We start from the raw sequence: 23,416 nt of genomic DNA, 5'->3' as shown, positions 1-23,416 counted from the left end.
GAAACTCCGCTGATAAGGACGGAGCGAATTATTAACCTTTCAAAAACGTAGTTCTTGAGATAAAAGCCCAGACAGATTTTCATGATGTTCTTGTGACCTGCCCCCAACTTTCTAACCCATTCTGATCTTAGTAATGTTCATCACCAGAGAGGACGATGAACATGAAGAAGCGATTCACCGAAGAACAGATCATTCCCATTCTGAAGGAAGCCGAGGCTGGCCTGCCGGTCAAAGAGCTGTGTCGCAAGTACAACATCTCGGACGCAACCTTCTACACCTGGCGTAAGAAATACGGTGGTTTGGAGGTCTCTGAGGCCCGTCGTTTGAAGGCCCTGGAGGAAGAGAACGCCCGGCTCAAGAAACTGCTGGCCGAGTCCATGCTGGACACAGAAGCTCTGAAGGCGGCTCTCAACCGAAAGTACTGACCGTCGGGAACAAGCGCGAGGCTGTGCGTACCATGCTGTCGGAGACGACGATATCCGAGCGCAAAGCCTGTTCACTCGTCGGGTTATCCCGCGCAACGATGCGGTATCAGTCTCAGCGTTCTCCAGAGGAGCGTGAACTGACAGAGCGCATCAAAGCCATTGCGTTCGAACGTCGCCGGTTCGGGTACCGGCGTGTTCATCAGTTGCTGCGTCGTGAGGGTGCTGAGGTGAATCACAAGAAGGTTTATCGACTTTACCGGGAAGCAGGCTTGGCCGTCCGCAAACGCAAGCGCCGTAAAGGGGTGATGGTCGAACGGCAGCCCTTGGTTCTGCCCGATGCGCCGAATCATTGCGTATTCCGGCGAACGTGACCGGTCATTCCGGGGATCGTGACCGTTTTGCACACGGCCATCACGCTGGAGTCAGTTTTGTACTCTGAGCGGTCACGATGGGTCAACCGATTCCGCATTTTGTGCTTTTGCTTTTCGCAGTGATTCCCCCTTCAGATTGAGTCGGTGAGCCCCGTGCAGGAGCCGGTCCATGATGGCGTCAGCCAGCGTGGCGGAGCCGATGTAGTCATGCCAGTGTTCGGTTGGTAACTGGCTGGCGATGAGCGTTGAGCCTCGCCCGTGCCGGTCTTCGATCACCTCCATCAGATCCTGACGTTGTTGTGCCGTGACCTTCTGCATACCCCAGTCGTCCAGGATCAGCAGGTCGGTTTTCAGCAACTGGTTCATCAACCGTGCGTAGCTGCCATCGCCGTGGGCGATGCGCACCTGCTCGAACAGGCGCGGCACGCGCAAGTAGCGAACCGAGAGCCCTTGCCGGCAGGCCTGGTTGCCCAGGGCGCAGGCCAGCCAGGTCTTGCCGCAACCGGTCGGGCCGGTGATGCACAGGTTCAGGGATTGGCGGATCCAGTCACAGCTGGCCAGCCCCGCCATACGGGAGCGCTCCAGCCCTCTCGGGTGGCGGTAATCGACGTCTTCCACGCAGGCAGGGACCCGCAACCGGGCCGCCTTCAGCAGCCGATCCAGACGTCGATTTTCACGATGTAGCACCTCCCGGTCGATCAGCAAGGCCAGGCGTTCCTCGAACGCCAGGTCGTGGGTGTCGGGCTGTGCCCGTTGTTGTTCCAGGGCATCGCACATGCCGGTCAGCTTGAGCTGGCGCAGGGTATCGAGGGTGTTTTGAGTCAACATCAGTGTCTCCGGGATCAGTGGTAGTAGCGGGGGCCGCGAACGTTGGTGTGAACGGGCAGATCGGCCAGTTCCGGTTCTTCCTCGGTCAGTGGCAGAGGCAACTGATCCAGACCCCGCTTCAGGATCGAGGTGATGCTCTGGTAACTGGCCGAGTTGATGGACAACGCCCGGGCACAGGCCTGCTCCAGCCGGTCACGGCTGTAACGTCGGCTCAGGTTCAACAGCCCCAGGCAGGCCCGGTAGCCATGCTCGGGATGAGGACGATCCTTGAGCTGGCGCTGCACCACGTCGAGCGTGGCGGGGCCGATGTCCGTGGCCCAGTTCAGGAAGCGGCCCGGTGACCAGTTCTGGTGGGCCTGATGGGACTTGGGCATATGCTCGGTCAGGGTGACGAAGCGGCCCTTGCCGTGACGGGAATGAAGGGCGACCCGCTGGCCCTTGTGCATCACCTCCACGGACGTATCGGTCACCCGAACATCCAGCTTCACGCCCACGAGTGCGTGAGGCACGCTGTACAGCCGTTTGTCGATCTCGATGTGGTAGTCGATGCCCGGTCGTGCCTTGCGCCACTCGGCGTAGACGTAGGGCGTTGCGGGGAGCGGCCTGAGCGCGGGTCGGTCCAGTGCCTCGAACAGGCTTTGGCGGCTCTCGGAGCGCCCCTGGAACGGGCGCTTGTTTAGGGCCGGTAACAGCCCGGTGATGGCTGCATTTAGCTCGGCCAGGGAGAAGAACGTCTGATGTCGTAACCGGGCCAGGATCCAGCGCTCAACCAGCAGCACAGCGGCTTCGGCCTTCGCTTTGTCCTTGGGCTTGTAGGGGCGTGCCGGTAATACCGCCGTCTGGTAATGGGCGGCCAGCTCCGCGTAGGTCTCGTTGATCTGGGGCGTGTATCGGTCTGCCTTGGTGACCGCTGCCTTGAGGTTGTCCGGAACCAGCAGTTCCGGCACGCCGCCATAGAACGCCAGCATCCGCTGGTGGGAGGCGATCCAGTCCGGCAGGCTCTGGCTCCAGGTGGCCTCGGCGAAGGTGTAGCTGGACGCACCCAGCACGGCCACAAAGACCTGGGCCTTGCGCATCTCGCCGGTGCTACGGTCCACCACTGGCACGGTGGGACCGCAGTAGTCGATAAAGACCTTCTCGCCGGCCCGGTGGACCTGGCGCATGCTGCGCCGCTGCCGGCCTCGCCACAGCCGGTAGTGATGGCAGAACTGGCTGTACCGGCGGGCCTTGTCGCCGTGGCGTTCCACATATTCGGCCCAGAGTAGTTGCAGGGTGACGCCCTTGGTCTTCAGCTCCTGATGGACCTGGAAGTAGTCGGGCTCGGCAAAGCGTGAAGGCGGCGTTTTGGCCGGGAACAGCTGGGCTTCCAGCCGCGCTTCGTCCGTGCCTTCCGGCAACGGCCAGGTGATGCCTTGAGCGGTGGCCAGGCTGACGTATTTACCGACCACACCCTTGGAAAGGCCACAGGCGCGGGCAATGCGGTCATGGCTCAGGCCCGCTTCGTACTTGAGGCGCAAGACCTCGATGATTTGTCGCATGGAAATCCTCGCTGCCGGCATCCGCCCTTCCTCGTGATGAAAAAGGAAGTGGTATGCCGGATAAAATTGAAGAATTCCAGCGCTTTGGCAGTGATTCCGGAGGAACGTGACCGATGATTCCGGCATCGTGACCGGCGATTCCGGAAAACGACCCGAAATCGGTCACGATAAAACGGAATGAGCGGTCACGATCGCCCGGAACAGGCGGTCACGTTCAAACGGAATGGGTGGTCACGATGGGCCGGAATATGCAATCATACGTGGTCTATGGATTTCGTCATGGATTCTTTGGCCAACGGGCGCAGGATCAAATGCCTGACGATCGTGGATGATTTCACCAAGGAATGCCTCGACATTCCCGTTGCTATGGGAATCTCAGGCGAACAGGTGGTCCGCACCCTGGATGGCATAGCGGCCTTCAGAGGCTATCCAAAGGCCGTCAGAACCGATCAGGGGCCGGAATTTACTGGCAGAGCATTGGATCAATGGGCCTATCATCATGGCGTTGAGCTGAAGCTGATCCAGCCTGGAAAGCCGATGCAGAATGGTTACGTCGAGAGCTTTAACGGAAAATTCCGGGATGAGTGTCTGAATGAACATTGGTTCCGGGATCTTGCTCATGCCCGCGAAAAGATCAGCAACTGGCGCTTGGACTACAATGAGCGGCGACCGCATTCATCCTTGGGGTATCAGACACCCCTGGAGTTTGCCTCCGCTCTCCGACTTGGAAAAACTGATTCAAAAGTAACGGACATTACTAGGGAGCAGTTGGATTAAAGACTGGGGGCAGGTCAATCGCGCTGCTGTGTGACACGGCGTAATTCCCGTCGGGGCCAGGTTCTTCATAACCGAAGGTTGTCCGATATCGTTTGGCCAATTGGCGAAGCTGGGGTTCTTCTCCGGTGAGCCCAACAATATTGTCACCGAAAAAATCCACGTACTCTGCGAGGCGCTCAGGCGTGTCACGTTGCGGATCGACACTCACGAACAAAGTGAGCACTTCTTCCTGAAGCTCGGGGGCCAGGCCACTGGTTGCTTGGTTGAGTTTTTGCAGTGCCGTCGGGCAAACATCGGGGCATGAGGTGAATCCGAAAAACAGCATTTTCACGCGGCCGTTGTAATCATTGCCAGACACCGGCTCGCCCTGGCTGTTGATCAGATCGAATTCCAACTCGGGCATCAGGCCACTGATACTTGTTCCTTGCCAGTCCTCCTCATCGTTGCCAAAGCAACCCGTCAGCAATATGGCCATCACCAGCGTAGAAATGGCCGGTATGATTTTGGTGCTCGGTTGCCAGAAACGGGTGCTCATGACGCTGTTTCCTCCAGTTTTTGGGAATGATTGGTGTACTTTCCGTCCTGATGCATGGCGCGACGAAGGATAAGCAGAATGCCGAGAATGCTCATCATGGCCGGTGGAATGTAGGTCAGCAGGCCACCAAGGAATTGATCGACCTCGGGATCCAAGGGCCAGGCGCGGCCACAGACCTCGTAAACGTCGTAGACCATGTCACGACCTTTTCAGGTGTTCGGTAGCAGCCGACTGGGCACCCACCTCAGATAAAACATCATTCCAAACAGTTCCACCAGGGACTGCACGACAATCACCACGACGACCGTAGCCCAGGCCTCTGGCATTGACAGTGCCAAAGGTAACACCACAAAGGAGTTGCGTGTGCCAAGGCTGAAGATAACGGTTCGCCCGGTTGCTACCGGTAATCGAAAGACCCGCTGTAGAGTTTTTCCGACCAGGGCCGCAGCAAGCAGATAGGCCGGGAACAGAATCATCAAGGGCCAGATGAGAGGGCCGGTACTGTCGATCTGGCTGACCTGTGTCATCGAGACGATGAACAGTACGACTGTCAGCAGAGGAACTGGCATCAGGCCCATCGATCGAATCAACGCGGTGGCTTTTCCGGAGTATTCGCCCCATTTTTCAGTCAGAAATGCCAGGATCAGCGGGACGATAATCAGCCCGACAAAAGCCGGCAGTAGGTGTCTCCCAAGCTCAAGGTTTACGTCGAACTGATTGCCCAGGAAAAGCCAGAGGTAGAGTGGCAGAAGAGCCAATTGAGCAATCAACAGAACCGGCGTTGCCGCAATGGCTCGAGTGCTGTCGCCCTTCCCCAAATGAGTGAATGTGATAAACCAGTCGGTACAGGGCATCAGCAATACCAGAAGCACGCCCAACCTCAGCGCGTCATTGTCAGGCAGTGCCCATATCAGTAGAGCGATGATCGCCGGCATCACCAAGAAATTGCCCGTGAGCAATGCACCCATGAACCGGCGGTCTTGGAATACATCAGACAGGTGAGTCAACGGTGTTTGAGTAAACGTGGCGTAGAGCAGAACGCCGAGCAAACCCCAGATCAAGTAATCCGGCACACTGTCGCCGAGGGAAGATGTCCAGCCCACAACCAGGCCGAAAACAACAGCAACGAGGTAGGCCCAGGCCTGATGGCGTTCAATCGTTTCCCGCATGGAGTTCCTGGCCTTGTTGGTTCGAAAATCAGATGGATGATGAATGATGCGCTATCTCACGCAGTAAGGTGCGCCACCGACGCTGGCGATAGCGGTAGAAAACGTGTGCGTAGAGCCATACTACTATCGTAAATACCCCTGCCTCTATGTTCACCTCATCACTGTAGGTGCAGGCCTTGCTTCCATCAGGGGCCACCTGAATGACGTGGTTCCAGACGGGGACCAGGCCTCCGCCTTCCTCAGTCGCAAGAACTCGCTGATCGTCGTCAATCCTTTCAAACGTCAGGGTGTGTTTCCATGCGGGGATGAAGCCAAAAAACAGCAAGCGTGTGACTTCTTTATTTCCTTCTCGCCATTGTTGCGGAAAGCGGCCAGAATCTCCAAAACCCAAGAGGCCCTTGCAAACAAACAGCAGCGTACGGCTCTTTTTGACCAGCGGCCAGACTTGATCAGCAGGCGCTGGAAAGGTTGTTGCCAGTGTCAGTTTCACGCTCACATTCCTTTTCAATGAGTCAGCGACCCACAATGGGCATCGGTCGGGCATTGATCATCTCCGCGCTCCCACTGGATGGTCGTATGCTGGATGCCAAAGTGCTCGTTCAACATTTCCGTAGCCTCACTGATCACCTGGTCGTCACTCTCTGGGTCTGGTTTCACCAAGTGAACGGTCAGCGCATTTTCGGTGGTACTCAGAGCCCAGATGTGAAGGTGATGGGCTGATTGCACGCCGGGCAAACTTTCAAGACGCTCATGGACAGCCGAAGGATCAATCCCCTTGGGAACAGCATCCACCGCCAGGTTTACGGAGTCCTTCAGCAACTGCCAAGTGCCCACAAAGATCACGACGGCAATAACGAGACTCACGATCGGATCAATCCAGGTCAGGCTGGTGAACATCAGTATCGTGCCAGAGACCACGACGCCTGCCGACACTGCGGTGTCTGCGGCCATATGCAAGAAAGCGCCCCGGATATTGATGTCACCTTTCTGCCCTTTGAGAAAGAGCATCATGGTTGCGCCGTTGATCAATACGCCAATGCCAGCCACGATCACGACGGTCAGCCCAGCGACGTCGGCAGGATCTGTGAGGCGCTGAATGGCTTCCCAAGTAATACCACCGACCGCGGCGATCAGAATCAGAGCGTTAAACAAGGCCGCCAGAATGGTGGTTTTCTTCAGGCCATAGGTCTTGGCGTAGGTCGCCGCTTTGCAGGCCAGCCAGCTGGCTGCCCAGGCCATGATCAGCCCCATCACATCGCTGAGGTTGTGGCCGGCATCGGCAAGCAGCGCCAGCGAGCCGGATATAACCCCGTACACCGCTTCGATTCGTTCGGGCAAGTCATACATCAGCTTAGATCCGGCACTCGCTGACGATAGTCGGTCACCCTCCGTTGGGTTCTACCCCGTTACTTCCGCGTTTTATGGCATGATTTACCTCTCGATACACTGTGTAGGGTCGGATTTTCGATGTTTAAAAAGGTCGGGCGTATAGCTGGTTCCGTTACTTCTTATGCCGGGGCGGTAAAACAAGCACGTGGCGATGCGCCAACGGTTACCGCCTGGTGTTCTTGGTGCGGCGCTCATTGCCTTCATACTCTTGTGACAGAGCGGATCATTGGCCGGTCGGATTACGTCTGTGACAACTGCGGTGGCCCTACGGTGAAATGCCGCTATTGCGACAACATGGCGCGGGGGGCCGGGGCTTTTAATGGTGATGGTGACCAAGCCCCTGACTATTCATCAAGCGATGAGCCCACCAAGAGCAAGGTTGCAAACTATTTCAAGGAACGCTGGACGAACGAGCTTTGCTCAGAGCACGATGGAACCGTTCCCGACTTTTCTAAAGCCACGCTGAGAATCGCCGACCTCTCGGAGTTCGCCGATCTAATGAAGCCTAGACAGAAAAATTACTCTGGTGCGGCCAAGAAGGCTACCTTTGTGGCGGGCAAGACCCTTGCTGTTACGCTCGGCGGCGGGCCTTTTGCAATCGCAGCCGCCGCTGGATCGGGGCTTGGAGGGAGAGCCGGCTACGGTATCGCCAACAATTACCTCAAAGACATCCCTGACTACAATTTCGTGAAGGTCCAGGAGGGACTCTCGGCCTCTCGACACAGTGTCATCGTGATAAATGGGCTTCTGTCCAAAAAAAATCCCCAGACGGTGAGAGAGGAAGAATGGTTTGACCTTACACACGACTGGGTATCAGGCTTGCGAGGCACATACGATGATGACGATATTTGGCACCTGAACTGGGACGCCAAAAGCCTTGCAAACTTCGGCTCCTGGGCAGGAGCCAGTACTGGGGCGGGAATACTTGCAGCGAGTTCTGGTCTGTCCAACTTGGTGCTTAGCGTGTCAGGCAACCCCTGGTATTCAGCCATGCTCAAAGCGCAAAAGACCGGGGCCATCCTGGCGGAAGCGCTTAGTCGCACAGAGGGGACAACGTTCACGCTGATGGGGCATTCCCTTGGTGCCCGTGTGATTTTTTTCGCTCTCATGGCACTTTCAACCAAAGACGAAAGATATGTCAGGGATGTTGTGCTGATGGGCGGTGCCGTTGGGCGCGATAAAGTGAAGTCTTGGGAGAAGGCTGGGGCAGCGGTTACCGGCACTTTGTACAATTGTTACTCTGCCAATGACGACACACTGAGGCATTTATACCAGATGGCTAACGCCTGGCTTTCCAAGCCGGCTGGTCTGGGAGCGGCGATGCCGCCAGCCTTTAATATCGACTGTACAGACTTCATTAGCGGCCACACGGTCTGGAAGGCCAACTTGCCCCAATTGTTGGAGCGGATCTCAGGGCTGGGCAAGGCTTAGCCACATGATAATGGCGTGACTTTGCACGGTACGAGAGAAAAATGAGCCTAACGTATTGTGGCCGAAGCTCTATCAAACTGGCAGCCGCCGTGTAATCAGGGCGGCAGATCAAACCGCCTCGTAATTTAGTGGGTAATCGGTTCCACAACAGAGAAGCGATTGTGCGCTATAGATACACCGGACAGGCTCGATCCATATATGACAAGGCTTCCAGGCTGCAAGTTTGCCGCAACGTCGCAAAGCGATCTGCGTGATGCGTCGTTACCGGTAACCTTGGGTGACGATACAGAGATGCACCATGAATTCGGCTCAGTAGCAGAACCTGCTGGGCCATGATCTCCAACGACTCGCCTCCGTAGCGCTTTCGCAATCGAAGCGGCCTTACACTGACTTTATCGCCCCAAGAGCCCAACTCATCTCCACTGTAAGTGGCCACAATTAGCTCATCCAACCCAATAAACCGGTAAATATCCCCTACGTCTGGATTTCGGTACCTTTTCTTTCCGGATTGATAATATCTACGAAACAGAATCGGTGCGCCGCTTTTGATCACCTCAAGAACATTGATCTTGATCTTGTAGTGCTGTTCAATTTTCTTGATTACATCGAGGCTTTCGAAAAAGCGGCCATCACGATGGATGGTAATCGTGCGTGGCAGCTCCCCGTTATGGTGGCGGCCATATTCCTGAATACTTTTATGCAGCAGACTTTTCAGCGCGTCGTCACCCAGGCGTTCCCCAGTTTGCAAATCCGCCAACTGCCAGCCGAGCTGCGCTCCGTTTCGTGTGAATAAAAAGGCCGAGCCCGGGGCTCGCTGCGATACCCCGCCCAGATCCAGCCCGATAAAGAGATCTACCTCGCCCGGCACATCTTCCAGACCGCAAATTAAACCACCGCCTTTACTGAACACACCGGCCGCCAGATTGTTGTAATAGGTTTTTGATACGTCTTGGGGTGGTGGTCCGTGAGCATGAATTGGCAAGCTAGCTTGTGGCGAAATGCTACATCTCGGATCTCAGCCTTGTTGGCAGCCTTGTCGATAGCAATCACAAGCAGTGTGTTCTCAGGAGGGGTATTGGTCAGTCGCTTGTCCAGCTCCATGACATTTTTCAACGGCTTGGATGCGGTCAAACCCAGCCATTTTGGCAACGGATCAGCTGATATTCTTTGGCAGGATTCGCGCAGCTTGTAGAAGTGTTGGCTCAAGGCATCCGAGCTCACTCGGGTACCAACAGCCAGACAGACAACTTGTGCACGCGTCATGCCCCTGAAAGCACCCAGTTTGAGTACGGCTTTTTCTGTGTCATCAGTGCGCCCGCTGTGAAAACGCAGACGGAACGGTGGACGGATGTTACCTGCTGCCTCCGCCAACGGCTCAATCGGCACCACCTTTGCGCGAAATCCTGGCAGAAATAGGCCTTTCACCATCTCACCTGAAACTCTCAATCGATCCATGATCGGCCACTTAAGATCTCTGGCCATTCGGTTGAGCAAAGGACTGTCAATTTTCTGAAGGGTTTCAAAGTCGAACATGGGCTCTAGCAGCGCACCCAAGTGATCAAACGTATCCTTACGCCCGTAACTAACCTTGACCACATGGCTGGCATGGACGATTTCCGCCTGTCCTGGCTGGATGTGGCCTTTTTCTTCATGGTAGCTGTAAAGCGTATGCGGAGTGCCCGGCACCGCTGAATCGGCAGTCTTATCGTTTGCCAACCCATGAAAGTCAGCAACGCCCGGTGGCTTACCTTGAACAATGTAACGATGGCGCACTCGCTTGATGTTTTTCAGCCAGTCCGGCCGCTTATTGATGACCCAGTCCAGCGTAATACCGTCCTTTGCACATATCTTGTGGCGTACGGAAAGCCCCAGAATTACCTGGCCACTGGGCAACAGTTCCGGCGTTATTTGAAGGGTCTTGAACAGTTCAAGATAAGCGGACTTGGCGCGGACCCGCTCTGATGGATTGGCCTCTTCGATTTCAACCCAGCCGGCGGGATGCCTGGATGCTTTCAGGGGGCGACCGATTGAGGGGTCTTGGTTTCGCGCAAAATTGAAGGCCGCGCGGTGGAGGTCCTGATTCAAAAGCCGTTCGATAGCACCCCGCTCTTCATCTCGGGCAGCTTGGAGTGCCACTTCGCCTTCCGGTTCCAGAGAGCATTTAAAGCCGAAAGCATCAATGTTCAGTGAGTCCAAATGCTGAAGAGCAACAACCGCGTAATGGCCCACATCGGTCACCGGCTGCCAGCGGTTGCTCTTCGCAGCAAGCCTGGCAGCTTTTCGAGTCTGCTGAACCTGCGATTCCTTTTCATCAACACCCGACTCAATGGTCACGCGGTAGCGGTACACAGAGATCTGTCTCAGGTCGCAATCAAGCCCCATGGCCGAAAGACCAACCTGTTCCTGAGCTGTAGCCATATTGAAGCATCTCTTTCGAATTGACGATTGGAAGAAGGATGCCGTGACCCTGGCGATCATGCGATACTGAACGGATTTACAATCTGCCCGATTTTCAAACAGAACCAGGTGTTTATATGGATGCAAACATCGACACAGACCTCAACTGGGAGCGCGTTGCTCAGTTCCATCTGATCGAAGTTATTGCCCTGTGGGAAGGAAGACTGACCACCAACCACCTGAAAGTGGCCTTCTCCATTGGCAGAAGCAAGGCGTCAGAGATCATCAAGTCCTATCAACGAAAAGTACCGGACAATATCCACCTCTGCAGTCAAGCAAGGGGGTACATACCCGAAACCGGTTTTCAGCCACGTTTCAGTCACGGTGAGGTGAATGAGTATCTGAATCTCCTGCACGGCGGATCCATTCAGAACAATCACTTTTATGCCCTGCAAACAGGGCATGCCCCTATAGACAGATTGCAATCCCTGACACGTCCCGTTGATCCAGAAATCGTGCGCGTTATCTTGCAAGCCGTGCGTGAAGGCCAGCGGATTAATGTGTGCTATCGATCCTTCGCGAACCCTGGGGGAGAAGAACGGCTGATTGCACCACACACACTGGTCTCGGCCGACAGTCGTTGGCACGTTCGTGCATTTTGCGAGAGAGATCGGATGTTCAAAGACTTCATGCTGCACCGGTTCGTCGATGTGCCTGACATCGAGGGCGAACGACTTGAGATGGCAACTCCGTCCAACGATGTGGAGTGGTTCCGGGAAGTTGAAATGGTGCTCACACCCAATCCAGCCCTGCGACCAGAGCAACAGCAGCTCGTGGCCGACGACTATGCCATGGGCCCGGACAAAACACTGCGGGTTATAGTGCGTTCACCATTGGTGAAGTACATGGTGGTTGCACTAAAGATAGGAACGCCTCACCAAACCCGTACGAACCCAAAGGCTCATCAACTAGCGTTAGCCAACCGGGATGCATTGCGGCAGTTGATTTTATAAATCCCTGTGTCGCTGCTGCTTTCGGAGAACAGCACTGACCAATCTCCAGCACGTTTTAAAGAGGCTCCCTGGTAATCTGGGTCATCGGACCAAAGTGGCCCAGGCTGGCCATGGTGGCCCACGTGGGCCAGAGTGGCCCGAGCGGGCCAAATTAATCGAAAGTGGCCCATGTGGGCCGAAATCGTGCGGTGCCTCCGGTTGGAGAACAGGTCTTTAGCCTTGCCGCTCTCAATCCCTGCCTCGCGCTCTTGCACCGACGTTTATGCTCACGCCTCCCCCGCCGCAGCGTAAGTACTCCTCACCGGACATGAGCTGGGGCCAAGCTGTTGGACCCACTGTTGGCGTCCCTGCGCCGTGCTCTGTTTGTTTCCTGACCCTGACTGTCGAACTGAGAGATACGGGTCGTTCACCTCATTGCACATTTGGTGGAAATCACGGATGGAGTGGTACAGGAGCTGCCAGTGGTTCCGGATGTACCATTTGCGCGCCTGAGCCAACTCCCGCATACCCCCGAAGGCCAGGTATACGCCTTGTATTTATACCGAAATGGCCTCACAACGTGCTCTGTAAGCGCCTGCCGTGAAGTTGCTGGGACTATGCCCACGCCAAAGCTATCGCAGCTAAAAACCGCAGTACTCTCGACCAAGGATAGATAGCACGCTAAGTGTCTTATTTTGGTCACACCTCACCGGACATTTTGAAGAGCGAGAAATACGTGCTAGCGTGAGCATCACCGGTGAAATTTGCCACTAGGGCAGCGGTCAAAGTGTCCGAATTGGGTCACCAGTCACCGGACAAGTCTGTGCCCAAAATTGGCGGCAATCGGCGAAAAGCCCACACCCCAAGGGCTAGAGAGCAACAGGTCTTTCGCATTCATCTGGTTGATTTGCGCCGATTTAGCTCCGCCCAGCACGAATCCCACCATAGTATTTCGCTGCACTCCGGAGGCAGAGGTCAGAGGTTCGAATCCTCTCGGGCGGGCCATATCCACAAAAAAGCCCGCCATTGTGCGGGCTTTTTGTGAAGGATGTCCCGTCCTGAAATACGTTGTCATCTGGAGATGCACAGATGGACAACATCACTCCCACCCGCAAGAAGCGCACGCAGCGTGATTACAACCTCGGCTTTAAATTAGCGGTTGTTGATCAGGTCGAAAAAGGCGAGCTCACCTACAAACAGGCGCAAAAGACCTACGGTATCCAGGGTCGCAGTACGGTTCTCACGTGGCTTCGGAAGCATGGTAAATTGGACTGGTCCTTGCCCAGGAGCTCGCCCATGAACCGATCCCAGGAAACGCCCGAGCAGAAGATAAAGCGACTGGAAAAAGAGCTGGAAGATGAGCGTCTTCGCAACCTCCTGCTCAATGAAATGGTCGATATCATGGATCGGGATTACGGAGCCGGCCTGCGAAAAAGTATTTATCCAAGGAGCGCGCACGCTGCAAGCAAAAGGCAAAGTGAGCCTGAGCAAAAGCTGTTCGCTCTTTGGAGTATCACGCCAGGGGATTTATCAACGTCTTCAGCGGCGGAGAATGCGTCAGATTCAACTGGAGCCGGTTAAAGTTCTTGTGCAGCAGATTCGAAAACGATTGCCACGATTAGGAACACGCAAGCTGTATTATCTGCTGCACGAAGAATTTCAAGCCCTTGGCATCAAGCTTGGCCGAGATGGTTTGTTTGATTACCTTCGTCAGCACCAGTTACTGGTCCGCCCGAAGAAAAACTATACGAAAACAACCAACAGCCGCCATTGGATGAGGAAGCATCCTAACCTGCTGGCAGGATGTGAGCTGCATCGCCCGGAGCAGGTCTTCGTGAGCGATATCACCTACGTTGAAACAGGTGAGGGGGTGCATTATCTATCCCTGATTACGGATGCCTTCTCACGCAAGATCGTGGGCCATAACCTCAGCCATGAAATGAAAGCTTCCGATACCGTGGCCGCGTTGAACCAGGCAGTCCGTCACCGTATGACCGATCAGCCCCTCATACATCATTCGGATCGAGGCCTCCAATATTGCTCTTCTCTGTACCAAAGCGTGCTACGGAAACATCAGATTCGGCCATCGATGACCGATGGGTATGATTGCTACCAGAACGCTCTTGCTGAACGGATCAACGGCATCCTCAAGCAAGAGTTTCTTATCAACCGATGTCGAACCTTTGCCGAGTTGGGTGTACTGATCAAGGAGTCCATTGCTGCCTATAATACCTACAGGCCACACCTCAGTCTCGGCATGAAAACGCCCCAAGAGGTGCATGAAAAAGCCAGCAACCCTAGGCCGGATTTCTCATGAAGAAGGTAGCATGAGGAAGGAAGAAGCGGCTTAAAGTGTTAGAATTCAAGTTCCTACACAAAAACCCACACTAAAAGCCGCTATCCAAAATGGTACCTCAAAAACTGACCTTCTCGCCACTCTCCCGCCGCCAGATTGAAGCCGATTTCTCCGGAGGCCATATCACCTCGGATGCCGGTGTGTTGTTACTGCGCGAAGTCGATAAACAACACCGGCTAACCCAGCGACTGGCCGAGACGCTGACCGACCAGCGGGATGCCCGCATGATTCGTCATGGGCTCAACACCATGATCCGGCAGCGCGTCTACGGCGTGGCCAGCGGCTACGAAGATCTGAATGATCATGAAGCGCTTCGCTTTGATCAGGCACTACAAACCGCCACGGGGAATGCCTCGACTCTGGCCGGCAAGTCCACGCTTTGTCGAATGGAGCAGGCGATGGATCGGCAAACCATTGTCAAAGCGCATGAGTTGCTCTGGCACCACTTTATCGAGCAGCATGAGAAGCCGCCCAAGGAAATCGTGCTGGATTTTGACGGCACCGATATCCCGGTGCATGGGGATCAGCCGGGTAAATTCTTTAACCGGTATTACGACCATCACTGCTACTTCCCGCTTTACGTCTTCTGCGGCCGGCACTTGCTGGTGAGCTACCTGCGCACCAGCAACCGGGGTGATGCCCGGCACAGTTGGGCCATTCTGGCGCTGCTGGTGCGATTTATTCGCCAGTATTGGCCACAGACCCGGATCGTATTCCGGGGCGACTCCCACTTCAGCAAGCCCCGACTGCTGGCCTGGTGCGATCGCAACCAGGTGGATTACATCGTAGGCATGGCCCGCAACCAGCGGCTGGAGGCGCTTGCCGCCCCAGCCATGGACAAAGTCCGGACCTACTACGAGGCTCATGGCCATAAGCTCGCCAGCACCTTCCGCTTCCGCTACAAAGCCCGAAGCTGGCATAAGCCACGCTGGGTGGTTGCGCGCCTGGAATATGGCCCTCAAGGCCCGAACCCCCGGTTCGTTATCAGCTCCCGCTACGATGACGGATTCAAGCTCTACTACGAACAGTATTGCGCACGGGGTGATATGGAGAACCGGATCAAGGATCAACAACTGGATCTGTTTGCCGGTCGCACCTCCAGCACACACTGGTGGACCAACCAGTGGCGGCTGATCTTATCCGGCTTCGCCTACACCCTGTTCGAGCGTTTGCGGGTGCATCTGAAAAACACGCCCTTCGAACGTATGAGTGCCGGCACCTTGCGCTTGAAGCTGATCAAGGTTGGCGCAGTCATCATCCGCAACACCCGCCGAATACGGGTGTTGATGAGTGATAGCTATCCACACAAGAACGATCTCTCAGCACTGGTTCAGCGCTTGGTGCCCCAGTAGATAATCGGGCTCCCCGGCCCGATACCAATGGGGAAAGGGGAGTTGTGCCTGAATGCCGGAAACTGGCTAAATAATCGCCAACTTCGACCATGACCACTCGGATCTGGCACTACCAGGCTTGGTCTGCGAAGGTTGTTGGAGCACTATGAGAAATCCGGGCTAGGCCGCTGGCTTCAACAAAAACCGTCAACGTATATTAGGACGGGTCAGGAAGCCTTTGTGGTTAACTTTCTCGATAAAAACTTCGCCACAACGGTGCCTGGGCCGAAGCTGACCGCGATGCATTGGTGAACGGTAACCTAACCAGCGCGCCCAAACCTCCGCCGGTAGTCACCCGGCTTGAGCCCCACGATCCGGGAAAATACCTTGCGAAAGGCCCCGGGGTCAGCATATCCAACTTCCCACGCGACGCTTTCCACAGGCAGCCCGCTGGTCTGCAACAGCTCCTGCGCCTTGCTGACCCTCAGGCGCTGGCAATACTCGCCGGTCGTCATACCGGTCGCTTTCTGAAAACGCCGTAGAAGGGTACGTTGCTCCAGCCCGGCTTGCCCGGCCATGCTTTCCAGCGAGGCCTCCCTGGCGCCCGTAGCCTGCAACCAGTGTTGCACCTTCAGCACAGCCCTGTCCTGATGGCGGAAATTGGGAGTGAACACACTATAGTACCGCTGCTCCCGACCAGGTGGGTCAATCAGCAACATGCGGGCAGTGCGGATCATGACGTCGGCTCCGAGAAAGCGCTCCACCAGTCTGAGGCCCAGGTCCGTCCAGGACATCACCCCTCCGGCGGTGATGATATCGCCATCATCTATAAGCAACCGGTCCGTATCGACCCTGGCAGCCGGGAATCGCAAACGAAACCTGTCCCGGTAGACCCAGTGGGTAGTAACTGTCCTGCCGTTCAGGAGTCCGGTTTCACCCAGTACAAACGCCCCGGCGCAGACCGAGCTGAGCACCACACCGCCCTGGTGCTGCTCACGAAGCCAATCAGCATAGACGGCCGCCTGCTCTGCGGTTGGTGGCTGTTCCAGGCACGGCGGCAGGATCAGAACCGAGAGCGCACTGCCAGCACCCGGTGAAGTATCGAATACCCGCACCAGCTCACCCGACCCATGCGCCTGTTCCCAATGACTGATCCGCAGGCCCTCGCTGGCGCCTTCCTGCTTCGCGGACGTCGATGCCATGACCAGGAGGTCGGTCAGGCCCAGAACCGCAGCTTGCTGCGCGCCCGGATAGCGCAGGATTCCCAGTTCTGTGGGTTGCCCCATTATGTCGTTTTCACCCTGTAATCTGTCGAAATTGCCACTGACGATTGTGGACTGCTCCGCGCACAATCACCAGAGATACAACAGACCGATGAACAGGAGCAGATGATGAGCAAACGAGCCGTCCTGGTAGTAGACCTGCAGTGCGAATACTTTGCTGGCGGTAAGCTGCCGCTGGCCAATATTGAAAAAGCGGCCACCAACGCAGCCGGTGTAATCGAGAAAGCCAGAAGCAACGGCGACCTGCTGGTACACATTCACCACGAATCCCGGAGCCCTGACGCGCCGGTATTCACCCCCGGAACCGAGGGCGTAAACATTCACGAATCGGTAGAACCCCAGGGAGAAGAGCCTGTCATTCTCAAGAACTACCCGAACTCCTTCCGGGAAACACCGCTCAAGGACATGCTGGACGCCAAGGGTATTGAGGAAGTGGTCGTCATCGGTGCGATGAGCCATATGTGCATAGAGGCCACCAGTCGGGCGGCAGCAGACTTTGGTTACCAGGTCACCGTGCTGGAAGATGCCTGCGCCACGATGGACCTGGAGTTCAATGGAATAAATGTGCCCGCCGCACAGGTCCACGCGGCCGCCATGGCCGCGCTGGCATTCGCCTATGCGACGGTCAGGACGACCAATGACTATCAGTAAGGTTTGATCCGACAGGCGCCGGTAATGTTAGCCCTCTCTTTATTGCCGGCGCAGTCCGAGACTGCACACCATTCAGGTCGCCAGGCTCACCTTGCCCCGCTGCGACCAGGGATATTCCTTCACGGGAAGGTGAACCACCGCGGACAGCGCGCCCACACCGACACCCACCCACCACACCAGGGTGTAGTTGTTGTAGATATCGTACAGCGCCCCGCCAAGCCATACGCCGAGGAAGCCGCCCAGCTGGTGGGAGAAGAACACCAGGCCGTAGAGGGTGCCCATGTATTTGAGGCCATAGATGTGGGCGACAAGGCCGGAGGTCAGCGGAACCGTGGCCAGCCACAGTGAGCCCATTGCCACCGAGAACAGCACCACACTCTCTGGCGTAATGGGCGACATGATAAATGCGCCAGCGACCAGGGTACGCAGCAGGTAGATGGTGGCCAGCAGGTATTTCCGTGAATAGTGGTTACCCAGCCAACCCGCCAGCAGGGTACCGCCGATATTGAACAGCCCAATCAGTGCGATGGAGATGGCCCCCAACCCGGCGGCGGAGGTGATACCCAGCGTGTAGAGCAGGCTTCCCGGATCAACCGGGCCACACATTTCGGTGATAAAGGCGGGAAAGTGCGCGGTGATAAACGCCAGCTGATAACCGCACGAAAAGAAGCCGATAAAGATCAGGATAAACGACGGGTCTTTCACCGCACGACGGATAACGCTGCCCATCGGCTCCTCGTCAGCAGCCGGCTTCTGCGGCTTAGGCGCACGCATCATCAAAAGTGCCAGCATTGACACCATAATGAACCCGGCGAACACCACAAACACCGACTGCCAGGGCATCTGGCTCAGCAACGACTGGGCTACCGGTGGCCCCACGATCTGACCGGCGGACCCCGCAGCAGTCGCGATACCCAGCGCCATGGAGCGATGCTTGTCAGAAGTGGCGCGCCCCACCACCGCCAGGATCACACCGAACCCGGTTCCGGCTATACCGAAACCCACCAGCATCTCCAGCAACTGGTGCTGGCCCGGAGTGATGGCGTAAGCCGAGAGTACCAGGCCGATGACGTAAAAGGCTCCGCCACCCAGGATCGCCTTACGGTCGCCGTAGCGCTCAGCGAAGGCACCGAATATGGGTTGCCCGATTCCCCACGCCAGGTTCTGGATTGCAATAGCCAGTGAGAAGGACTCCCTTGGCCAGGCGAACTCGGTGGCAATGGGCAACTGGAACAGCCCGAACGACGCGCGGACCGCGAAACTCACCAGGATAATGATGCAACCTGCAACCAGGACAGGGTTCATCAATCGCTCATAGGTACCGGTGGAGGCATTTGCCACAGCAGGATCTCACTTTTTTCACTGGCAGGAAGCGGAAACAACGCAGGAATAGTTCACGATTCCCCTGCGGCGTGCAAGTACAACAACAGATCGGCCACCTCAACGGTCATTTAACATTCTTTTACTATTCAGGGGTATTGCTGCATTGCATCCGTCGACAATTGTGACATGCTTTTCAATGAAATCGTAAGCATCCGAAGGGAATTGATCGATGCAAAAGCGAAAACATTACCTCCGTCCGGATCTCATCCAGGTCGAGGAACGACCAGACCTCCGCCGATCCGTACGTGTTGTGCCCGGAAGTATCAGCGCAAGGCTGACTGCCACTGACCCCTCCCTGCCAAACAAGCAGGTCCAGCCCAAAGACTGCCATTGCGTGGATCTGAGCGAGCATGGCATTGCCGTGCTGTGTGACAGCGACCGTATTTCTTCCGGGGACAGGGTTTCGCTTGACCTATTGCAGGGTGGGCACCGGATGGACAACCTTACCGGCTCCGTGGTTCGTGCAGAAGTGAGCCAGCAGCATACCCGCCTTGGTATCGAGTTTGACCACCAACACTTTACTCATCCCCTGTTCCAAGCCATTCTTGGGCGATAACTTCAGACTGGCATTTTCCGGGGTCTGTTAACGGGGAACTCCCGACAGAGTTCCTGTTCGATCCTGCCAGCCTGTGCGCCTATCCAATTAAACAAAAAGGTTATTGATGAAACTCGATCAGGCAATCCAGGAACGGCGATCCATACGTGGCTTCAAGGACAAGCCCATACCGAAAGAGCTTCTTGAGGAAATCATCGAACTGGCCAACCGGGCCCCGTCCTCCATGAACACCCAGCCCTGGCATTTGCATGTCCTCACCGGCGAGCCCCTGGAGCGAGTCCGCCAGGGCAACACAGAGCGGATGCTCGCTGGCATACCGCCCAGCCGCGAGATCCACGACCACGGTGCCTACCAGGGTGTCCACCGCGAGCGTCAGGTTGAAATCGCGGTCCAGCTGTTTGAAGCCATGGGAATCGAGCGGCATGACAAGGAGCGCAGGCAGGACTGGGTAATGAGGGGGTTTCGTCAGTTCGATGCCCCGGTATCCATTGTCGTCTGCTTCGACCGGGAGTTGCTGGATAACACCATCGCCCACTTCGACACCGGTGCCATGACCTACGGCCTGGTGCTGGCCGCCTGGAGCCGTGGCCTCGGAGCGGTGATCAATGGCCAGGGCATCATGCAAAGCCCGGTTGTGCGGGAAGTGGCCAACATTCCCGAGGACCAGGTTATCCTGACCTGCGTCGCCCTGGGCTGGCCGGACGATGAGTTCGTCGCTAACTCGGTGGTTTCACGGCGCCGGCCGATCAGCAATACCGCCCGTTTTCTGGGGTTTGATGAGCAGGGCGTCATGGAGTCTGAGAACAGGGCGTGAGGAGCCGGCCGGACCTTCGAGGATCCGGCCGACGAGCCCCCGGCTTGCACGTCAGTCCTCATCGCTGTCAGCAGGGATCGCGACATTGTTGTCGGAGAGGATCAGGGAGCGGCTCGTTTCATCCGTCCCTTCGTGGACATCGTGGTAAAAGCGATAGTGGTTCTTGCCCTGCTGCTTGGCCTGATACATGGCCATGTCCGCCTGGCGTAGCAGAATATCCGCATCCACATCCGGGTCCTGGGGATAGAGGGCTACGCCCATACTCGCGGAAACATGAACCCATTCCCCGCCAACTCGAACGCCAGTAGACAGTGCTGCCAGTAGCCGGTCCAGAATCGGCCGGGCATCCTCCGGCCCCTGGACCAGGCCCGGCAGCAGTGCAACGAATTCGTCTCCGCCAAGGCGGGCCACTGTATCGCACTCCCGCAGGACCCCTCTCATGCGCTCCGCCAGCGCTACAAGAAGCTCATCTCCAGCGGCGTGGCCCAGGGTGTCATTGACCAGCTTGAAGCCATCCAGGTCCAGGAAAACCACCGCCAGAACCTCTTTTCGACGCCGTGCAAGGGTAATAGCCTGTCTGAGCCGGTCCGTCAGCAGGATTCGGTTTGGCAGTCCGGTGAGCCCATCGTAATGGGCGATCTGCCGCAGCTTTTCCTCATTCTTTTTGAGGTGGGAGATATCAGCCAGCAGGGTAACGAAGTGGGTCATCTCACCGGACTCACTGCGGACATCGGCAATAGTCATCAGTGCCGGAAACCTGGATCCATCCCGTCGGGGAACCCACCACTCGCCACTCCAGACGCCCTCGGACTGCAGGGTCCCCGAAATATCGACCCAGAAGCCCTCACTCTCAAGGCCGGAAGTGAGCGAGGTGTAACTGCGGTCAACCACCTCGTTACGGGAGTATCCGGTGAGTTTGGTAAAGGCCGCATTCACGTCCAGCACAATACCGTCAGCACTGGTCAGCACAATGCCTTCCCGCGCGTACCGGAAGACCCCGGCCGCCATGGAAAGCTTCTCTTCTGCTTCCTTGCGGGGGGTTATGTCCTGGTGGGTGCCATACATCATCAATGGCTCCCCCTCATCTGTCCAGGAAGCCACCCGTCCCCGGTCAAGAACCCAGACCCAGTGGCCCGACTTGTGCTTCATACGGGCCTCACACTCATAGTACGGCAGTTCACCACGGAAATGTTTTTCAAGCAGGTCCGTGCTGTGTTGCAGGTCCTCGGGATGGGTAAACTTCATCCAGGTCTCAATGGAGACCGGCTCCAGTTCACTGAGGGAGTAGCCGATGATTTCGGCCCAGCGTTCATTAAAAACTGTTTCCCCGCTGTGGACGTTCCATTCCCAGGTGGCGGCCCGGGTTCCGGTGATGGCGTTTTCAAGCCGTAGCCGCTCGATCTTGCGCCTTTCCTTCGCCTCCCGGATCGCGTCCAGCATGGTGTTGATGGTATCGCTGAGAACGGCAATCTCCCGATACCGGATTTTCGGCATCCGCTGGCGGGGAATTCCGTCGCTTTCGCGGTTACGGATGGCCGTGTCGATATAATTTATGGAACGCAATAGGTAACGGCGAAGCACCACGATCAGTGCTCCTGACAGCGCCAGCCCCAGAACCAGGATGGTCAATAATTCTTCCAACAGCACCTGGTCAAGCTTCTGCACCAGCCGCTCATCGGACGCATAGACCGAGACCTGCCCCAGCACCTCCCCGTCTGCCGCCAGGATGGGACGGCGGTCCGAGTAAAAGGCCTGCTGCAGCCGCTCATTCAACCCGGGATCCTCCTCTGAGTAGGGGACGTAGCTGCCCTGACCGTCACGGACGCGGCCGGAGAAATAGCTGGTGCCAATAATCTCGGCCATTTCGTAATCTTCTATCACGACGGCAAAGTGCTGTGTCAGCGCCGTTTCCGTAGCTACCAGCTGTTCGTATTCGTTGACAGCGTAGGCCTCGATAAAGGGAGCAATGTTGCGGCTCAGTCGTGCCAGGCTCTCGCTAACGTCACCGTGCATGGCGTTAACGATCTCGGTGCGCTGGGTGGAGTAAACGTAAATCGCGTGGAACGCAAACACTACCAGGATCACGGCGATCATCGACAGTGTGATACGCACTAGCAGTGAAGGTGCTATGGGATCACGGGAAGCGGGACGGTCGGTCAACGGGCCGCCTCCATCCCGAGCACATTGCGCTCGATCACCGGCATCAGGCGGTCCAGGTTTTGGCGGGAAACCGGCAACACGGACAGGCGTTGTAGCTTTTCGACCTCAGACCCCTGCAGGTGCAGGTCCATGGTTTCCACCGCCTTTTCCCCCATCAGGAACGGCTGCTGCATACCGGCCCCTACCAGCTGTCCCGACGCAATCATCCCGATGAATTCCGGTTCCGCATCAAAGCACACCAGCAGGATCTCGCCAGTCATGCCGGCATCGGCGATCGCGTCCAGCGCACCACGGTAACGGTTGGACCCCTGCAGCCAGATAGCCCGCAGCTCCGGGTGCCGATCGATCAGGGTACGGGTGTGGTCGTAAGTTTCACGGTAGGAAAAATCGGACTGCTGGAGGATCCCAGCGGTCCGGACGCCCCTTTCAGTCAGTGCCTGCAGGAAGCCCTCAGTACGGGCCTTGCCGTTGGCCCGTTTCTGGGGAATGGCAACAATACCCACAGAGCCACTTTCCCAGTCCGCTTCCACCATGGCATCAACGAGCAGGTGGCCCACATCGTAGGCGCCCTGATGATTGTCGGATTCGATGTAACTGACGTAGCTGTCAGCACCGGCACCGATGTCAGAGATTACGACTGGTACACCGGCGTCGCCGGCCAACTCCAGCACGGTCACCGCCGCCGACGAATTGGTGGGGGACAGGATGATCCCGTCCACCCCGGACCGGATAGCTTCCATGGTTAGCCTGAGCTCTTCCCTTGCCTGGTTCCCGGCACTGTACACCTTCAGGCTGTAGCCCCGCTCCCCGGCCTTGTGCCTCACCCCTTCCGCCATGATGCGCCAGAAGGGTATGTGGACATCCGATACCAGGTAGGCCAGCCGCTTTTCGGCGGCTGGGACGTCGGAAGCCATGGCGAGCTGGCAGGCAAGCGTCCATGACAGGATCACAATCCGTAAAAGTTTTGTACTGCCTGTCATCCGGCTATCTCTTAATTTTACAGACAACAATACGTATATATTTGTTACAT

19 protein-coding genes and 3 pseudogenes are annotated in these 23,416 nt (G+C 56.6%); 9 read left to right on the top strand and 13 right to left on the bottom strand.

Features of this window, described 5'->3' with window-relative positions; translation table 11 throughout:
- Positions 1 to 161: 161 nt before the first annotated feature.
- Positions 162 to 772, top strand: a pseudogene (locus LJ360_RS02340) (transposase); the annotation flags it as partial.
- A 96-nt stretch (positions 773 to 868) separates the two neighbouring features.
- Here the strand turns inward: LJ360_RS02340 and istB are convergent.
- The gene (gene istB / locus LJ360_RS02335; protein WP_091849090.1) at positions 869 to 1,624 is read right to left on the bottom strand and encodes an IS21-like element helper ATPase IstB; all 756 of its coding nucleotides are present in this window, start codon (positions 1,622 to 1,624) and stop codon (positions 869 to 871) included.
- A gap of 14 nt (positions 1,625 to 1,638) precedes the next feature.
- Positions 1,639 to 3,183 (bottom strand): IS21 family transposase, encoded by a 1,545-nt coding sequence (gene istA / locus LJ360_RS02330; RefSeq protein ID WP_264995135.1) that lies wholly within the window; start codon positions 3,181 to 3,183, stop codon positions 1,639 to 1,641.
- A gap of 231 nt (positions 3,184 to 3,414) precedes the next feature.
- Here istA and LJ360_RS02325 point away from each other — a divergent pair.
- Positions 3,415 to 3,939, top strand: a pseudogene (locus tag LJ360_RS02325) (IS3 family transposase); the annotation flags it as partial.
- Here the strand turns inward: LJ360_RS02325 and LJ360_RS02320 are convergent.
- From LJ360_RS02320 to LJ360_RS02300, 5 genes and pseudogenes are all read right to left on the bottom strand, one after another.
- Positions 3,920 to 4,474 carry an SCO family protein gene (locus LJ360_RS02320; RefSeq protein ID WP_264995134.1) on the bottom strand — a complete coding sequence of 185 codons (555 nt, stop codon included), beginning with the start codon at positions 4,472 to 4,474 and terminating at the stop codon, positions 3,920 to 3,922. The pseudogene LJ360_RS02325 and the gene LJ360_RS02320 overlap by 20 nt on opposite strands.
- Positions 4,471 to 4,677 (bottom strand): annotated as a pseudogene (locus LJ360_RS02315) (cytochrome c oxidase assembly protein); the annotation flags it as partial. The gene LJ360_RS02320 and the pseudogene LJ360_RS02315, both read right to left, overlap by 4 nt.
- Positions 4,678 to 4,683: 6 nt before the next feature.
- On the bottom strand, positions 4,684 to 5,643 hold the full coding sequence (locus LJ360_RS02310; RefSeq protein WP_264995133.1) for an arsenic resistance protein: 960 nt from the start codon (positions 5,641 to 5,643) through the stop codon (positions 4,684 to 4,686).
- Positions 5,644 to 5,671: 28 nt separating this feature from the next.
- Complete coding sequence (locus tag LJ360_RS02305) at positions 5,672 to 6,133, bottom strand: hypothetical protein (protein WP_264995132.1); 462 nt, start codon at positions 6,131 to 6,133, stop codon at positions 5,672 to 5,674.
- A 14-nt stretch (positions 6,134 to 6,147) separates the two neighbouring features.
- A complete protein-coding gene (locus LJ360_RS02300) occupies positions 6,148 to 6,990 on the bottom strand; it encodes a cation diffusion facilitator family transporter (protein ID WP_264995131.1) in 843 nt (280 codons plus the stop codon).
- A gap of 120 nt (positions 6,991 to 7,110) precedes the next feature.
- Between LJ360_RS02300 and LJ360_RS02295 the strand changes: the two genes are divergently transcribed.
- Entirely contained in the window at positions 7,111 to 8,463 is a 1,353-nt protein-coding gene (locus LJ360_RS02295) for a TMCO4 family protein (RefSeq protein ID WP_264995130.1), read from the top strand.
- Between the two features lie 166 nt (positions 8,464 to 8,629).
- On the opposite strand, the gene LJ360_RS02290 is transcribed toward LJ360_RS02295, so the two are convergent.
- Both LJ360_RS02290 and LJ360_RS02285 read right to left on the bottom strand, forming a co-directional pair.
- Positions 8,630 to 9,373: a Piwi domain-containing protein gene (locus tag LJ360_RS02290; RefSeq protein WP_264995129.1), complete on the bottom strand. Its 744-nt coding sequence runs from the start codon at positions 9,371 to 9,373 to the stop codon at positions 8,630 to 8,632.
- Positions 9,349 to 10,881, bottom strand: coding sequence for an argonaute PAZ domain-containing protein (locus LJ360_RS02285; protein ID WP_264995128.1), 1,533 nt, complete (start codon positions 10,879 to 10,881; stop codon positions 9,349 to 9,351). Before LJ360_RS02285 ends, LJ360_RS02290 begins: the two co-directional genes overlap by 25 nt.
- A gap of 116 nt (positions 10,882 to 10,997) precedes the next feature.
- Between LJ360_RS02285 and LJ360_RS02280 the strand changes: the two genes are divergently transcribed.
- From LJ360_RS02280 to LJ360_RS02270, 3 genes are all read left to right on the top strand, one after another.
- Positions 10,998 to 11,873 (top strand): WYL domain-containing protein, encoded by an 876-nt coding sequence (locus LJ360_RS02280; protein ID WP_264995127.1) that lies wholly within the window; start codon positions 10,998 to 11,000, stop codon positions 11,871 to 11,873.
- 1,068 nt (positions 11,874 to 12,941) lie between these two features.
- A protein-coding gene (locus tag LJ360_RS02275) for an IS3 family transposase (RefSeq protein ID WP_264995126.1) occupies positions 12,942 to 14,169 on the top strand; the annotation gives its coding sequence in 2 pieces (ribosomal slippage) (positions 12,942 to 13,318 and positions 13,317 to 14,169; 1,230 coding nt in all).
- Positions 14,170 to 14,258: 89 nt separating this feature from the next.
- A complete protein-coding gene (locus LJ360_RS02270; protein WP_264994259.1) occupies positions 14,259 to 15,560 on the top strand; it encodes an IS1380 family transposase in 1,302 nt (433 codons plus the stop codon).
- 299 nt (positions 15,561 to 15,859) lie between these two features.
- Here the strand turns inward: LJ360_RS02270 and LJ360_RS02265 are convergent, their stop codons facing one another.
- Complete coding sequence (locus tag LJ360_RS02265) at positions 15,860 to 16,825, bottom strand: GlxA family transcriptional regulator (RefSeq protein WP_264995125.1); 966 nt, start codon at positions 16,823 to 16,825, stop codon at positions 15,860 to 15,862.
- 105 nt (positions 16,826 to 16,930) lie between these two features.
- On the opposite strand from LJ360_RS02265, the gene LJ360_RS02260 reads away from it, so the two are divergent.
- On the top strand, positions 16,931 to 17,473 hold the full coding sequence (locus LJ360_RS02260) for a cysteine hydrolase family protein (RefSeq protein ID WP_264995124.1): 543 nt from the start codon (positions 16,931 to 16,933) through the stop codon (positions 17,471 to 17,473).
- A 72-nt stretch (positions 17,474 to 17,545) separates the two neighbouring features.
- Here the strand turns inward: LJ360_RS02260 and LJ360_RS02255 are convergent, their stop codons facing one another.
- Positions 17,546 to 18,814 carry an MFS transporter gene (locus LJ360_RS02255; RefSeq protein ID WP_264995123.1) on the bottom strand — a complete coding sequence of 423 codons (1,269 nt, stop codon included), beginning with the start codon at positions 18,812 to 18,814 and terminating at the stop codon, positions 17,546 to 17,548.
- Between the two features lie 211 nt (positions 18,815 to 19,025).
- Here LJ360_RS02255 and LJ360_RS02250 point away from each other — a divergent pair, with 211 nt between their 5' ends.
- Together LJ360_RS02250 and LJ360_RS02245 are read left to right on the top strand one after the other, a co-directional pair.
- Positions 19,026 to 19,412 carry a PilZ domain-containing protein gene (locus LJ360_RS02250; protein WP_264995122.1) on the top strand — a complete coding sequence of 129 codons (387 nt, stop codon included), beginning with the start codon at positions 19,026 to 19,028 and terminating at the stop codon, positions 19,410 to 19,412.
- Between the two features lie 106 nt (positions 19,413 to 19,518).
- The gene (locus LJ360_RS02245) at positions 19,519 to 20,226 is read left to right on the top strand and encodes a nitroreductase (protein WP_264995121.1); all 708 of its coding nucleotides are present in this window, start codon (positions 19,519 to 19,521) and stop codon (positions 20,224 to 20,226) included.
- 51 nt (positions 20,227 to 20,277) lie between these two features.
- On the opposite strand, the gene LJ360_RS02240 is transcribed toward LJ360_RS02245, so the two are convergent.
- Together LJ360_RS02240 and LJ360_RS02235 are read right to left on the bottom strand one after the other, a co-directional pair.
- Positions 20,278 to 22,386, bottom strand: a complete 2,109-nt coding sequence (locus LJ360_RS02240) for a sensor domain-containing diguanylate cyclase (RefSeq protein WP_264995120.1) — start codon at positions 22,384 to 22,386, stop codon at positions 20,278 to 20,280.
- On the bottom strand, positions 22,383 to 23,366 hold the full coding sequence (locus LJ360_RS02235) for a substrate-binding domain-containing protein (protein WP_264995119.1): 984 nt from the start codon (positions 23,364 to 23,366) through the stop codon (positions 22,383 to 22,385). The genes LJ360_RS02240 and LJ360_RS02235 overlap by 4 nt, the downstream gene beginning before the upstream one ends.
- Positions 23,367 to 23,416: the final 50 nt, after the last annotated feature.

It is taken from the genome of Marinobacter sp. AN1 (genome assembly GCF_026013985.1).
Lineage (GTDB): Bacteria > Pseudomonadota > Gammaproteobacteria > Pseudomonadales > Oleiphilaceae > Marinobacter > Marinobacter segnicrescens.
Note: the sequence above shows the minus strand (reverse complement) of the source record. Positions and strands in the feature narration are given on the sequence as shown.